We start from the raw sequence: 13806 nt of genomic DNA, 5'->3' as shown, positions 1-13806 counted from the left end.
AAATTCGAAATTTTTCAGATATTAGGTTGGAATGCTTACTTTTTACACGCCAAACCCTATTCTTGCTCATTAATGCAGCTAACACCTTCATTTTTAATCGGTATCAGCTGCACTCGACTAAAGATTGGTTCGATTAGCTCGCCGATTTTACCGCATCTGCAATCAAATTGGCGTGCGCTAACACAGTATTGTGATCATCACCTTCAACCATTACGCGAATTAACGGTTCAGTACCTGATTTACGTAGTAATACGCGACCTCGGGCACCCAGTTGTGATTCAACCAGAGCTTGAGCGGCTTTGACTTTATCTGAGCTTAATGGGTCGTGTTCCCCCTCAAAACGCACATTCACTAACACTTGTGGCAACATCTCCATCGGGGCAGTGAGTTGCTCTAAAGTGGCATTTTGTCGACGCATTGCCGCCAGCACCAAGATCCCCGCCACGATACCATCACCCGTCGTGCCATGGTCGAGGTTTAGAATGTGGCCCGAGTTTTCACCGCCGATGCGCCAATCGAGTTCTTTCAGTAACTCCATCACATAACGGTCACCCACTTTAGAGCGAGCAAAAGGAATATCTAAGGCTTGCAGGGCTAAATCGAGACCGAGATTAGACATGAGCGTCCCTACAACGCCACCGCGCAGCACGCCACGAGCCTTAGCATCACAGGCCAGAATATAGAGAATTTGGTCGCCATCGATCACTTCACCGCGGCTGTTGACCATCATAATACGGTCGCCGTCACCATCAAGCGCAATCCCTAAATCGGCGCCTTCGGTTAATACGGTTTCACAAATTTTCGCCATGGACGTGGCGCCCACTTTGTCATTGATGTTAACGCCATTGGGCTTATCACCAATAGCAATCACCTCTGCACCTAACTCACGAAATACCGCAGGTGCAATGTGATAGGTCGCACCGTGAGCACAGTCCACGACAATTTTTAACCCTGTTAGGGTTTGATCCGCAGGGAAGTTACCCTTGCAATATTCGATATAGCGGCCACGCGCATCTTCAATGCGTGACACTTTGCCCAATAAATGCGACTCAACACACTCTAAGGGCTTTTCTAATTCGGCTTCAATTTCAAGCTCTAAGTTATCATCGAGCTTGCTGCCATCATTGGAGAAAAATTTAATGCCGTTATCATAGTATGGATTGTGGGATGCACTGATCACCACACCCGCTTCGGCGCGAAATGTACGAGTGAGATAAGCCACAGCGGGTGTTGGCATTGGCCCCATTAACATTACATTGAGGCCCGCTGCCGAAAGGCCTGCCTCTAAGGCAGACTCAAACATATAACCGGAAATACGGGTATCTTTACCAATAATCACTTTGTTTGTGCCGCTGCGGGATAACACACGTCCAGCAGCCCAACCTAACTTTAATGCCAGCTCGGGAGTCATCTGGCCTGAACCTACCTTGCCACGAATACCATCGGTTCCAAAAAATTTACGTTCGCTCATATCGCCCCACAAACTTCAATGTGTCCCTTCGGTTGGGATCATAATATTAATGAAATACTTAACAAAAATAGCCTTTAAAGATATGCCTGTGTCGCTTGTAACACTTTCAACATATCGACAGTTTCAGGGACATCATGGACACGAATGATATGTGCCCCTTTCTGGGCCGCTATCATGGCGCCAGCAAGGCTCCCCGCTAGACGCTCGGAGGTCGGTCTAGCGAGAAGGTTTCCTATCATGCTCTTACGGGATAAACCTATCAATATCGGCAATTCAAACTGCGCAAAACGCTCTAACTTCGCCAGCAGTTCATAGTTATGTTCTAAGGTTTTACCAAAACCAAAACCCGGGTCGATTAACAATCGCTCTCGCGGGATCCCCGCATCGATGCAGGCTTGAATACGCTCACGCAAAAACTCAGAAACATCGGCAACAACGTCTTGGTATTCCGGCGCCATTTGCATACTGCGCGGCGCGCCCTGCATGTGCATTAAACAGATGGGCACATTCAGCTGAGCCGCAATCTCTAATGCCCCAGGTTCCAGCAAGGCACGCACATCGTTGATTAAATGCGCGCCAGCATTCACCGCTTGTCGCATCACTTCAGGTTTACTGGTATCGACTGAAATCCACACATCATGATGTTTAGCGACATATTCCACCAGAGGGATCACACGGGCGAGTTCATCCTCAACCGTCACATCGGCCGCACCCGGTCTTGTCGACTCGCCACCGATATCGATGATAAGCGCACCTTGGGCCACCATGTCATCGGCATGCTGACAAGCTAATTCAAAGGAAGAGAACTTTCCACCGTCGGAAAAAGAATCGGGAGTAACATTCAGAATGCCCATCACGACGGGCGAAGCTAAGGATAAGCGTTTGGTTCCAGCAATTAATTCAAACACGCATTGACTCCATATGGGACAGCTTGCTAGCGCGTTTCATTTGTTCTCTGCGCGGTTCACTCATGTGACTGATTTATATTGAATGACAGCGCAGTCAATTTTCTAGCAAGATAAAACAAGAAAACCCCTTAACGGGGTTCTCTTTCAATTAACAACCGCTACTTAACGGGTGACTCATCGGCATCTTTCAGCTCTGCCTCAACGGGAGCGGTCTTTACCACTTCGTCGACTTTAACCGCAGGCTCGCCTTTGTCACTGCCTTTGTCGTTTGAACCATTATCATCCGCTTGCCAATCGGCAGGCTGACGCACTTCACGGCGATTCATCAAATCGTCAATTTGCAGTGAATCAATGGTTTCGTACTTCATCAGCGCGTCTTTCATCGAATGCAGAATATCGATGTTATCCAGCAGAATTTGCTTGGCACGACCGTAGTTTTTATCGATAAAGGCCTTCACCTCGGCATCGATAAGCGTCGCGGTTTCATCGGACATCGCCTTGGCTTTACCCATGCTACGGCCTAAGAACACTTCACCTTCTTCCTCGGCATAGAGTAATGGACCGAGTTTGTCGGAGAAGCCCCATTGGGTCACCATGTTACGGGCAATCGATGTCGCGTATTTAATATCTTGCGAAGCACCTGTAGACACTTTTTCGCTGCCGTAAATCAGCTCTTCGGCTAAACGACCACCGTAGGCAACCGAAATCTGGCTTTCTAACTTACGACGGCTTTGGCTAATCGCATCGGCCTCAGGCAAGAAGAAGGTCACACCCAGCGCACGACCTCGCGGGATAATGGTTACCTTGTGCACAGGGTCATGCTCTGGCACTAAACAGCCCACAATCGCGTGTCCCGCTTCGTGGTATGCCGTCATTTCTTTCTCGGCTTCTGACATCACCATAGAGCGGCGCTCTGCACCCATCATGATCTTGTCTTTTGCACGCTCGAATTCTTCCATACCGACAACACGGCGATTACCGCGCGCCGCAAACAGTGCAGCTTCGTTGACTAAGTTGGCTAAATCGGCACCGGAGAAACCTGGCGTACCACGAGCAATTACGCTTGCTTTCACATCTTCAGAAAGCGGCACTTTACGCATATGCACTTTAAGGATTTGCTCACGACCGCGAACGTCCGGCAGACCTACAACCACTTGACGGTCGAAACGACCTGGACGCAGCAGCGCAGAGTCTAATACGTCTGGGCGGTTAGTCGCCGCAATCACGATAATCCCTTCGTTACCTTCGAAGCCGTCCATCTCAACCAGCATTTGGTTAAGGGTTTGCTCACGCTCATCGTGACCACCACCTAAGCCTGCGCCACGTTGGCGACCTACGGCATCGATTTCGTCGATGAAGATAATACAAGGGGCTGATTTTTTCGCTTGTTCGAACATGTCACGCACGCGAGATGCGCCGACCCCGACGAACATTTCGACGAAGTCAGAACCCGAAATGGTAAAGAAAGGTACCTTTGACTCGCCCGCAATCGCTTTAGCCAGTAAGGTTTTACCTGTACCTGGTGGGCCAACCATGAGCACGCCCGTTGGAATACGGCCACCCAGTTTTTGGAATTTGGTTGGATCACGCAGATAATCGACCAGCTCTTTCACTTCTTCTTTGGCTTCATCACAGCCAGCAACGTCAGCAAAAGTGGTCTTGATTTGATCTTCGCTCATCAGCTTGGCTTTGCTCTTGCCAAAGGACATAGCGCCTTTGCCACCGCCGCCCTGCATCTGGCGCATAAAGAAAATCCATACCCCAATCAGCAACAACATCGGGAACCAAGAAATAAAGATCTGGGTTAAGAAACCCGACTCTTCGGCTTCTTGGCCTTTCATGGTGATGCCTTTACGGTCAAGATCATTAATTAAATCTTGGTCATACAGTGGCATGATGGTCGTGAATTTTTCGCCCGTGCGCTTAGCACCTTCGATAGTACGTTGGTCACTTTTCACTTCAACACTGGCGACTTGTCCATCACGAACATTGTCTAGGAACGTAGAATAATCCATCTTCTGCGATGACGAAGAAGAGGGGGAGTAACCCTGAAACACTGACATCAGCACAACGGCGATGACAACCCAGAGTATTAGATTTTTTGCCATGTCACTCAAATTACTAGACCTCATAAAGTCTTGCGATGATTAACGCTAGGTTACTACAACTTGTACCCTGTCGCCACAAGATAGACTTCACGGGAGCGTGCCCGCGACGAGTCCGGTTTACGTGTTTTTACTACTTTGAATGCGTCTTTTACCGCCTTCATATATTCGTCAAACCCCTCCCCCTGAAAGACTTTGACCGCAAAACTGCCGTTAGGTGCCAATACTTGATGACACATATCTAACGCCAGTTCGACTAAATACATGGCGCGCGGCTGATCGACACCATCGGAACCACTCATGTTGGGCGCCATATCAGACAATACAACGTCAACCTTATCCGCACCGACGCGAGTTAGCAATGCTTCGAGCACTTTCTCTTCACGAAAGTCCCCTTGCAAGAAATCCACGCCGACGATGGGATCCATTGGCAAAATATCACAGGCGATCACTTTACCTTTATCTCCGGTCAGCTTGACGGCTATTTGAGACCAACCACCAGGAGCCGCACCTAAGTCCACCACAGTCATACCTGGGCGGATCAATTGGTCCTTCTCCTGGAGCTCCTCAAGCTTGAACGCAGCGCGAGAACGCAATCCCCGTTTCTGTGCTAGTTTGACATAATGATCATCAAAGTGTTCCTGCATCCAACGGGTGGAACTGGCCGTACGTTTTTTACCTGACATTTAAAATCCGCAACAATTGAGAGTTACACAAGGGCTATATAAGGGTAGAATAGCCGTTTTTCAACAGTAACTCAGCAAAAGTTGGTAGAAATGAACTTAACAACCAAACAAAAACAGCATTTAAAAGGTCTGGCGCACAATTTAAAGCCAGTGGTGCTGCTTGGTGCCAATGGATTGACTGAAGGTGTACTCGCTGAAATTGAAAGCGCACTCGCTTATCATGAACTGATTAAAGTGAAAGTAGCCTCTGCCGACAGAGAGCTAAAAAATGCCATCGTTGATGCCATAGTACGTGAAACTCAATCTGCAAAAGTGCAACTTATTGGTCATATTCTGGTGATTTATCGTCAATCGCCTGAAATGAAAATTGCCCTGCCAAGAGCTAAGTAATTTTCCAGCCTTAAACAAAACGGCCACTCAAGCGAGTGGCCGTTTTGTTTTTAGCACTTATGGCGTATCTGTGATGACTTGCACTTTATAATGCTCTGGCGTTAATCCCAAAAATTCGGGCAATGAAGTCCCGACCGATATCGATGAGAAAGTGCCAGTTAAGATGCCGATAAACATGGCTATCGAGAATCCTTCCAGCGGCCCACCGCCCATAATCCATAACGCACCCACCGTCATTAAGGTGGTGCCCGAGGTTACCATGGTACGGGAAAATGTCGCGACAATCGCTTGGTTGTTAATCTCTTGAATAGCAAGCTTTGGTTTGGCTATCAATAACTCCCGGATCCGGTCGGCAATAATGATCGAATCATTGAGCGAATAGCCTAAAATCGCCAGCACGGCGGCGAGCACGGTTAAATTAAACTCCATTTGGGTTAATGAGAAAAAGGCGAGCACGAAAATCACGTCGTGCACCAGTGCAAACAACGCACCGGAGGCGAGACGCCATTCGAAGCGATAACTCAAATAGCCTAAGATACACAGCATGGCCACCAACAAAGCAAGACCGCCCTGCTCGGCTAACTCTTTACCCACTTGCGGGCCGACAATACTGGTGTTCAGTACTTGCACCTCACCCAGTGGCGCTAAGGTTTCTTGAATATTGACATTACTTTGCGCCGTATCGGCATAGCGCAATACCCAGCGTCCGGGCTCACTGGCCGAAATCACTGTCACCTCTTGCTGATAAGCCGCGTTCAATAGCGGTTGCAGCTCGCTACTGGTGATCCTTCTGTCGAGCTGCACCTCGGTCACCACACCACCTGTAAAATCCAAGCCCCAGTTAAAGCCTTTCATCCCGATGATGGTGAGAGAGGCCAACATTAAAAAGAGAGAGATAGCGCTCGACACATAACGCCATTTAGTTAGATTGAGATTCTTCATAGTTATACCCTCACATGGCGGCGCGCATCACGCCCATACACTAGGTTGATTAAGGCTCTTGAGGCAAAAATACCGGTAAACATACTGGTCAACAGACCTAAACCTAAGGTCAAGGCAAAACCTTGGATGGGGCCATTACCAATGGAATAGAGCACAACCGCAGTGATCATAGTGGTGAAGTTAGCGTCGAAAATGGTTGAGAACGCACTGTCAAAGCCAGTGTCAATCGCCAGGGCAAAGCTGCGCCCCTCTTTCAACTTGTCTTTAATCCGCTCGAAGATCAGTACGTTGGTATCGACCGCCATACCAACCGTCAGCACCAGACCGGCAATGCCGGGTAAGGTCAATACTGCGCCGGGGATCAGTGCCAGCAAACCAAAGAGGATCACCATGTTGGCAATCAAGGCCACGTTGGCCACCCAACCGAGACGGCGATACCAGAGCGCCATAAACAGCAAGGTAATTCCCATACCAAGGCCGAGCGCTGCAAAGCCGTTTTGAATGTTTTCGGCGCCAAGGGTTGGGCCAATGGTACGTTCTTCAACAATAGTTACAGGCGCCGTCATTGAGCCAGCGCGTAGCAACAAGGCTAATTGCTGCGCCTCTTGATAGGTGCCTGCGCCAGTGATCCTGAAACGATCTCCCAGCTGCGATTGAATGGTCGCGACACTGATGATCTCTTGGGTTTGCTTAGCTTTGCCCTGCTCATCCCGGCTATATTCGCTGTAGGATGTTGCCATAGGCTTATCGATATTGGCGCGGGAAAACTCCGACATTTTTTGGCCGCCGATACGGTCGAGGTGAATGTTCACTTCGGCCATGCCCATTTCGCCAATATTGGCGCGGGCATCGACAATATGATCGCCGCCCAATATCGGCGTGCGTGCCACATAAACAGGATTGCCTGATTTATCCTTCAGTACCTGCGCATTCACTGAACCCGATTCTTTGACTTCAAAAAAGGCCAGACTAGCGGTCGCACCAATCACGTTTTTCGCGGCAGCGGGGTCTTGTACACCGGGCAGCTCGATGCGGATACGGTGTTCGCCCTGACGTTGTACTAAAGCCTCAGTGATGCCCAGCTCTTCAATCCGGCTACGCATAATTTGCAGGTTTTGCTGCACGGTTAAATTACGTAACTTGATTTGCTCTTCTTGAGCGAGCTGTACGACTAAGCCATTATCCGCATTGGTTAATTGCCAAGTCGGGTAGCTTTGTTGCATAAATTGGCGAATAGCTGAGCGCGCATTATTGGTGGATTCAGCCGCGTCATTAAATGCAATTGCAATTTGCAACCCTGCGTCATCGCGCGTGCTATCAATACGCACACTGGCGCCGCGAATTTGCTGTTCACGCAAAAACTGCCTAAGGGACTCGACTAATGCATCGGCCTGGGCTTGATAGACGGGCTGCACATCAACATCCAGCAAAAATTGCACTCCTCCGCGTAAGTCGAGCCCGAGTTTAATCGGTTCAAAGCCCATATTTTGCAACCAACTTGGCGCTGCACTCACCAGTGCGAGCGTGAGCTCTTTCGGCTCACTCACCATGGATGACACTAAGGTCTTCACTAAGGTTTGCTCGCTGTCATCATTGAGTACAATAAGGGTTTGCCCGTCTTCTGAGCTGTTGGCGTTGCCATGTTGGGCATGCTTAACCTCGATACGCTTAACATCAACGCCCTGCGCCTTTAATTTATCCCGCAGTTCGATGGGGGTTAAATTAAGCCCCGCTTTAGCGCCCACCTGCACGGCGGCATCTTCTCCATACCAAGTCGGTAAGGCACTAAATAACATCACGATAATCGTGACAATAAGCACAACGTATTTCCAAGCTGAATAGTGATTTAACAGCTTTTTACTCTGAATTTTATCCATAGATATCACTCGCATGATATTGCCCGCTCGAATAGCCATCTGTAGCGCAAATAGTGCAGCTAAACATGAGCGAACAATCACTGTATTACGGTAAAACCTGTAAACACGGATCCCACAAGGAGTACGCTAAACGCGAGCAAACTCAGTGGTGATAACCGATTAAAATCCGTCTAAACCGAATGGATTTAAATCCAATGCGATTTAGTCGCACCTTCGGCGTACACACCGCAGGCTTTGATGCTAGGTTATCGGGTACAGGTTTCGGATGACAAAATGCGAAGTTAATCAAAGGTATCCCTAACGACCTCTGGTTCAGATTATGAACTCAGACGTTAGTTATGGATAAGCATTGCTAACTTGCTAAAGGGAGCGGTGAGTTAAGCGGCTTGCTGACTAAAGCGATATTGGAGGTTGGAGACTTTCCAGCCGGAGATCCGCGCTGGTGAAGATTCGGCTAAGAGAGTCCAATCTGGACGTGCATCGAGGCGAATATTTTCCCCTAATGCGGGCGCAGGCTCTGGTTCGAACTCAAAGGCTAACAGGTAAACAGGCTTCACCTCACGCATATCATGCTGAACAAGATTGATAAAACGCTGGGAGTTAGCCGGAGCAAAATTAAAATCATCCGAGTGACTGACTAATTCAGACTCTGAGCAATCGGTGGCTTGTGCCTTATCTGAATCGGTGCAGACAGCTTGTTTATCGCTCGCCGTCGATTGTACCGTTGAGTGATGTGGTGCAGTGTTATCTTGCGCAGTGAGTGACGGCGTATCCGCGGTAGGCGCAGTTGTTACTACCGTTGTCGCTACCGTTTTAGGCGCCAGATGCAGTTGCTGGGCGGTTAAGCTGCGCGGCGCATAGCCACCCGCATGGGCGATCAAGATGATCGACACACAGAGTAACATTAATCCTTGGCGCCAGTGCTTAATCAAACTCAGTTCCTAATTGGGTACACGCAACTTTTAAGTGATGAAATATTTGCAGAAGAAACAACACATTTTTGGATAGTTTTCATAAAGAACCTTGATGAATGCATAGAAAGCTCCAAGCATGCAGCTTAGGTAACCGCCGCCTCAGAGGCAAATTAAACTTTATCCATCTTGCATATTTGTGCGCCAAGGACACTGAGATATAAAAAGGCATAAAAAAGCCGCGCTAGGCGGCTTCTTATCGGTAAATAATCGAGTCTGCTGAGACCAAGACTTAGATGTATTGCACCGAAATAATTTCGTAATCGGTCAAACCACCAGGAGTTGCGATCGACACTTCATCACCTTCATTCTTACCCACTAAACCACGGGCAATCGGAGAGTTGACTGAAATCAGGTTTTCTTTGATGTTAGCTTCATCGTCACCCACGATACGGTAAGTCACTTCCGCATCGGTATCCAGATTAAGGATAGTCACAGTGGTACCAAAAATGATACGACCATTGTTCGCCATCTTAGTCACGTCGATGATCTGCGCGTTAGAAAGTTTGCCTTCAATGTCACGGATACGCGCTTCGCAGATCCCTTGCTCTTCACGGGCTGCATGATATTCCGCGTTTTCCTTCAGATCGCCTAACTCTCTCGCTGAGGCAATCGCTTCAGTGATTTTCGGGCGACGTTCAAACTTGAGCATATCTAACTCTTTACGCAGCTGTTCTGCACCGACAACTGTCATAGGAACCTTAGTCATAACTTCTTTCGTCTCCTTTAAAACAAAAGCAACCCGTGCCGACGCTAAAGGTCAACACAGTAAAATCAGGGTGGAATTGCGCTATTCTAATCGTTATGCGCTTGGGATGCATCAAGAACTATGCACCAGTGCAGCTTACTGAAGCTCACGCTCAGATGCTAGTGCCAAAGTATAATAGTGCGAACTTAAGTGGGACAAAATGCCCACAAATGAATTTGTGGGCATGGGGAGTGTTAAAACATGCGCTTATTCAAGCCCTGCTTCGAAGGTCAAAAAGATTTCGCTAACTGTTTTATCGGCAAGAGATTTATCAGGACTTGGACGTTCGATTGAAGCATGCAGCAGATAACGACCGGCAGCTGGCAGCGTCATCGCCACTTTACCTTCTTTGTCCGAAGTTAAACTGATTTCTTCCGGCTTGTTACGGTACAGGCTGCCATCCTTCATGATCGCCACACTCACGCCTTCGACGGGCTTACCATCGTAAACAAACTGCAGTGTTGCGGGTTCATTTTCAACGATATCCGCGGGATGGGTAATAGGCACCAACTCCAAATATTCACCTTTCGGTGCTAATAACTTATCGGTGGGTTTGTTACGGGTCACATAGGTTTCAACCCGCGCCACATTTAATGAACCTTTTAGCTCATAGGCATCCTTTGGCATCACAGCCGCTGTCGCTTTTTTATCGAGTCGACTGCGAACCATGCCTTCTTTACCTTTGATTTTATAAACAGAAAAGTATCTCGGCGTGACTTCCTTTTCGAACTTATAGGTACCGTCTTGCAGTAATTGCACGTCGAAAACCGATTTACGACCACCAGTGTAGCTTGAACTTGGGGAGCTTGGCTTACCATCGGGTAAATACACTCGCACATCGCTGGCGGTGACTGGTTTATCAAACATAAAGACTTGGTTACTGGCGGACACATCCGAGGTGATCCACACCACCTCTTGGCTTTCGGCCGAAACGTTATAGTGGCTAGGTAAAATCCAGCGGTCATGGCTGCTCGCCAATGGGCTGATGCAGAGCGCGCTAACTAAGGCAAGTAAACGTAGTTTCATCTTCATATCCTTTCAGTAAAGTGCAGGACTTAGCGAGTCATACCGCTTAAGCGAATATCAATCACGCCAGTTTCAGTGGTCGCTGGTAGTTGGGCGGTAAAATCCCCCGCCGTTAAATCCAGATTTTGTCTCACGAGGTCACGCCCGCCGTGCTCGCGCACCACTTCGATAAACACTGTGTAGGAGGCAGGAATCAGCGGTTTACCCGCATCATCCGTTAAGTCCCAATCAATTTTGTAATGGCCTGCAGGTTTGGTCGCCGAGGCGATACCGTCGACAAAACTCATATCTTCACGCCCCGCCTTTCGCCACCAACGGCGAATGTCCTTAAGCCATTTATGGCCCTCATCCCATACCCATAGGCTTAAGGTTTTAACGGTTTGGCCCTTGGCATCCTCTACCCACACAGCCACATAGGGGCGGTGATACTGGCCTTCGGTAATTTCAGGCAAGGTCAAATCAACGGTCATTTTTGGCGCGGCAAATACCGCTGAACTCACAAACAACGCACCGATGGCGCTGGTGCGAATAAGCTGACGCATCATTAATCGGTTCTCCCTATGGAACAAAGTAGACATACACAAGTGCACAGCCTGAGCTGACGATCACCATATAAAACAAGGATTTTTTAAGTCGTTTCGTTTGAGGCAGCAGCAAATAAGCGCCGGTGAGCGAAAAGAGAATAATCAGCAAGGCGCAGAGATCTAACACCCAAGCCCAGACTATCCCGGTATTGCGCCCCTTGTGCAGATCGTTAAGCACTGCAACAACGCCATAATCTAAGGTCTCAACATAGGCTTTGCCGTCGAGCAGATCTAAGGTGACGGTGCGATACGTGCCGGGGCCTTTATTCACAAGGCTTATCTCATCCTCATCGATATCGGCAGTGCCAATATCCATATCCCACTGGCTTTTTAACCAATGCCCCGCCGCTAAACGCCATTCTGGCTCCTGCGGCGCTGCTGGTATCAAGTAGTTAGGAATATCAAACTGTTCACGTCGCGGTTCTTGATCTGCTGATGAAAACCAATTGGGATGGTTTAAGGTGATCCCGGTTACGGCAAAAAACAGCATTAACAGCAGCAATGCCATAGAGACATAAACATGAATAATCCGAGCGAAGGAAAGCGATGATTTACTAACTTTTAATTTCAATGACTGACTCTCAAGAAGGGATATTAGGCGAGCGCCTAAATCGCCACCAACCGTTAGCTAATAGCCTGTATTAACGAAAGTTAATGGGATAGAGAGTAAATGATATTTATTATCAACAAAACTCAGGTTTACATTCTTTACATCAGGAGTACGGTATAACGGCAACGTTGATGGGAAATATCGCAAACTCGCAGTGCGATAAAAGAAGCGGAGAAAACCGAAATAATTGTAAAACCGATACAAATTCAATTAGATAAAACTTAACCTTTTACCCTCTAATCTCGGTAAAAATTTACTTATTCACCCCTCTCGTTTACAGAATCGCAATCGGCTACAATCCGCCGCCGGCGACTTGCTGGTACTTCCAAAGGAAATATCATCTTGAGTACAACTCTGCTCAAAAAAATGCGTTGCCTACATATTATCTGGCTCGCACTAATGCTTAATGCCTGTGTTGCCCCGCTGCTATTGATGTCCCCCCAAGGCCAACTCATGTGGGCACTGCTAAAACCCCTTGTCGGATTAAATCCAAATGACGTGGGGCTGTTCGAACAGCCGCTGATTAAAGATCGAATGAAGGCTCTGCTCGGAGACAACTACGAGACCACAGTATCGCTGCTGAAAACCGCCGATAAAATCCAGCAGGAAGGTCCGCTGTTTTATATGGTATCGACCTATACGCCTGTGCCGGAAATGGCCGAAAAAGCAGGCTTTGTGTGGAACTCAGAAACCAACCAAATGGCGGTGATGTTGCTTACGGGTGGCTCGCCAAAAATTATCTCTGAGCAATTTACCGATCAGGCTGAGAAACTGGTACCAAGCTGGCCTAAAGAACTGGCTGACTACACAGATCCGCAAAAACTACAGCAAAAGGCGATCGATGCAGGCACGGAAAAGCTGCAAGAACAAATCCCAGCGGCTGCGCCCCTAAAAGCGGTTGCCACTGGAGATGTAAAAGCAACACAGGAAGCGGTGCTTGAAAAGGCAGTAAGCGAAGTCGCAGCTCCCGCAGCGGTTAAAGAAGTTAAACCCGTACAATAACAACTAATCAACGTTCTGCGAGCGTTTTAGTCGCATTTCATTTTTGTCGGTGTCAGCCACAGTGTTTATTAAGCACTGTGGCTTTTTTTATCTCAATGACACATCCATTCCCCCCAAAGCGCATCCTAGGAGTCATTCGCACATAACCAAAACACAAGGCTTGCTCTAGTAAAGCCATAACACGCGAGCAATAGAGCAGAAGATTGAAAGATAACGAAGTAATGAGGGAGTGACTCGATAAACACATCACAAAAGACAGAAAGCAAAAAGCCCGTCGTAAGACGGGCTTTTTAACTATGGCTGGGGTACTAGGATTCGAACCTAGGTATGCCGGGATCAAAACCCGGTGCCTTACCGCTTGGCGATACCCCAATTAACTTGTTTCACTTTGATGGTACGGGAAGAGAGACTTGAACTCTCACACCTCGCGGCACCAGAACCTAAATCTGGCGTGTCTACCAATTTCACCATTCCCGCATCAAAATG

13 protein-coding genes and 2 tRNA genes are annotated in these 13806 nt (G+C 48.2%); 2 read left to right on the top strand and 13 right to left on the bottom strand.

Features of this window, described 5'->3' with window-relative positions; translation table 11 throughout:
* Positions 1 to 133: 133 nt before the first annotated feature.
* The 4 genes from glmM to rlmE form a co-directional block, all read right to left on the bottom strand.
* Positions 134 to 1471 carry a phosphoglucosamine mutase gene (gene glmM, locus SHEWMR4_RS05330; RefSeq protein WP_011621812.1) on the bottom strand — a complete coding sequence of 446 codons (1338 nt, stop codon included), beginning with the start codon at positions 1469 to 1471 and terminating at the stop codon, positions 134 to 136.
* Between the two features lie 74 nt (positions 1472 to 1545).
* Positions 1546 to 2379, bottom strand: a complete 834-nt coding sequence (gene folP, locus SHEWMR4_RS05325; protein WP_011621811.1) for a dihydropteroate synthase — start codon at positions 2377 to 2379, stop codon at positions 1546 to 1548.
* Between the two features lie 158 nt (positions 2380 to 2537).
* Positions 2538 to 4511: an ATP-dependent zinc metalloprotease FtsH gene (gene ftsH, locus SHEWMR4_RS05320; protein ID WP_011621810.1), complete on the bottom strand. Its 1974-nt coding sequence runs from the start codon at positions 4509 to 4511 to the stop codon at positions 2538 to 2540.
* Between the two features lie 29 nt (positions 4512 to 4540).
* The gene (gene rlmE, locus SHEWMR4_RS05315; RefSeq protein ID WP_011621809.1) at positions 4541 to 5170 is read right to left on the bottom strand and encodes a 23S rRNA (uridine(2552)-2'-O)-methyltransferase RlmE; all 630 of its coding nucleotides are present in this window, start codon (positions 5168 to 5170) and stop codon (positions 4541 to 4543) included.
* A gap of 90 nt (positions 5171 to 5260) precedes the next feature.
* On the opposite strand from rlmE, the gene yhbY reads away from it, so the two are divergent.
* On the top strand, positions 5261 to 5560 hold the full coding sequence (gene yhbY / locus SHEWMR4_RS05310) for a ribosome assembly RNA-binding protein YhbY (RefSeq protein ID WP_011071425.1): 300 nt from the start codon (positions 5261 to 5263) through the stop codon (positions 5558 to 5560).
* Positions 5561 to 5617: 57 nt separating this feature from the next.
* Here the strand turns inward: yhbY and secF are convergent, their stop codons facing one another.
* From secF to SHEWMR4_RS05275, 7 genes are all read right to left on the bottom strand, one after another.
* On the bottom strand, positions 5618 to 6502 hold the full coding sequence (gene secF, locus SHEWMR4_RS05305) for a protein translocase subunit SecF (RefSeq protein WP_011621808.1): 885 nt from the start codon (positions 6500 to 6502) through the stop codon (positions 5618 to 5620).
* Positions 6503 to 6504: 2 nt separating this feature from the next.
* Positions 6505 to 8379, bottom strand: coding sequence for a protein translocase subunit SecD (gene secD / locus SHEWMR4_RS05300; protein ID WP_011621807.1), 1875 nt, complete (start codon positions 8377 to 8379; stop codon positions 6505 to 6507).
* A 377-nt stretch (positions 8380 to 8756) separates the two neighbouring features.
* Positions 8757 to 9284: a hypothetical protein gene (locus tag SHEWMR4_RS05295; RefSeq protein ID WP_011621806.1), complete on the bottom strand. Its 528-nt coding sequence runs from the start codon at positions 9282 to 9284 to the stop codon at positions 8757 to 8759.
* A gap of 298 nt (positions 9285 to 9582) precedes the next feature.
* The gene (gene greA / locus SHEWMR4_RS05290; RefSeq protein ID WP_011621805.1) at positions 9583 to 10059 is read right to left on the bottom strand and encodes a transcription elongation factor GreA; all 477 of its coding nucleotides are present in this window, start codon (positions 10057 to 10059) and stop codon (positions 9583 to 9585) included.
* Between the two features lie 246 nt (positions 10060 to 10305).
* The gene (locus SHEWMR4_RS05285; protein WP_011621804.1) at positions 10306 to 11124 is read right to left on the bottom strand and encodes a DUF4198 domain-containing protein; all 819 of its coding nucleotides are present in this window, start codon (positions 11122 to 11124) and stop codon (positions 10306 to 10308) included.
* Between the two features lie 29 nt (positions 11125 to 11153).
* A complete protein-coding gene (locus SHEWMR4_RS05280; RefSeq protein WP_041408986.1) occupies positions 11154 to 11666 on the bottom strand; it encodes a DUF2271 domain-containing protein in 513 nt (170 codons plus the stop codon).
* Positions 11667 to 11682: 16 nt separating this feature from the next.
* Positions 11683 to 12279 (bottom strand): PepSY-associated TM helix domain-containing protein, encoded by a 597-nt coding sequence (locus SHEWMR4_RS05275; protein ID WP_041408719.1) that lies wholly within the window; start codon positions 12277 to 12279, stop codon positions 11683 to 11685.
* A 405-nt stretch (positions 12280 to 12684) separates the two neighbouring features.
* On the opposite strand from SHEWMR4_RS05275, the gene SHEWMR4_RS05270 reads away from it, so the two are divergent.
* Entirely contained in the window at positions 12685 to 13320 is a 636-nt protein-coding gene (locus tag SHEWMR4_RS05270; RefSeq protein ID WP_011621801.1) for a hypothetical protein, read from the top strand.
* 297 nt (positions 13321 to 13617) lie between these two features.
* Here the strand turns inward: SHEWMR4_RS05270 and SHEWMR4_RS05265 are convergent.
* Together SHEWMR4_RS05265 and SHEWMR4_RS05260 are read right to left on the bottom strand one after the other, a co-directional pair.
* A tRNA-Gln gene (locus tag SHEWMR4_RS05265) sits at positions 13618 to 13692 on the bottom strand.
* Positions 13693 to 13712: 20 nt separating this feature from the next.
* Positions 13713 to 13797: transfer RNA gene (locus SHEWMR4_RS05260), tRNA-Leu, on the bottom strand.
* Positions 13798 to 13806 lie beyond the last annotated feature (9 nt).

The organism is Shewanella sp. MR-4 (assembly GCF_000014685.1).
In the GTDB taxonomy this organism is placed as follows: Bacteria; Pseudomonadota; Gammaproteobacteria; order Enterobacterales; family Shewanellaceae; genus Shewanella.
Note: the sequence above shows the minus strand (reverse complement) of the source record. Positions and strands in the feature narration are given on the sequence as shown.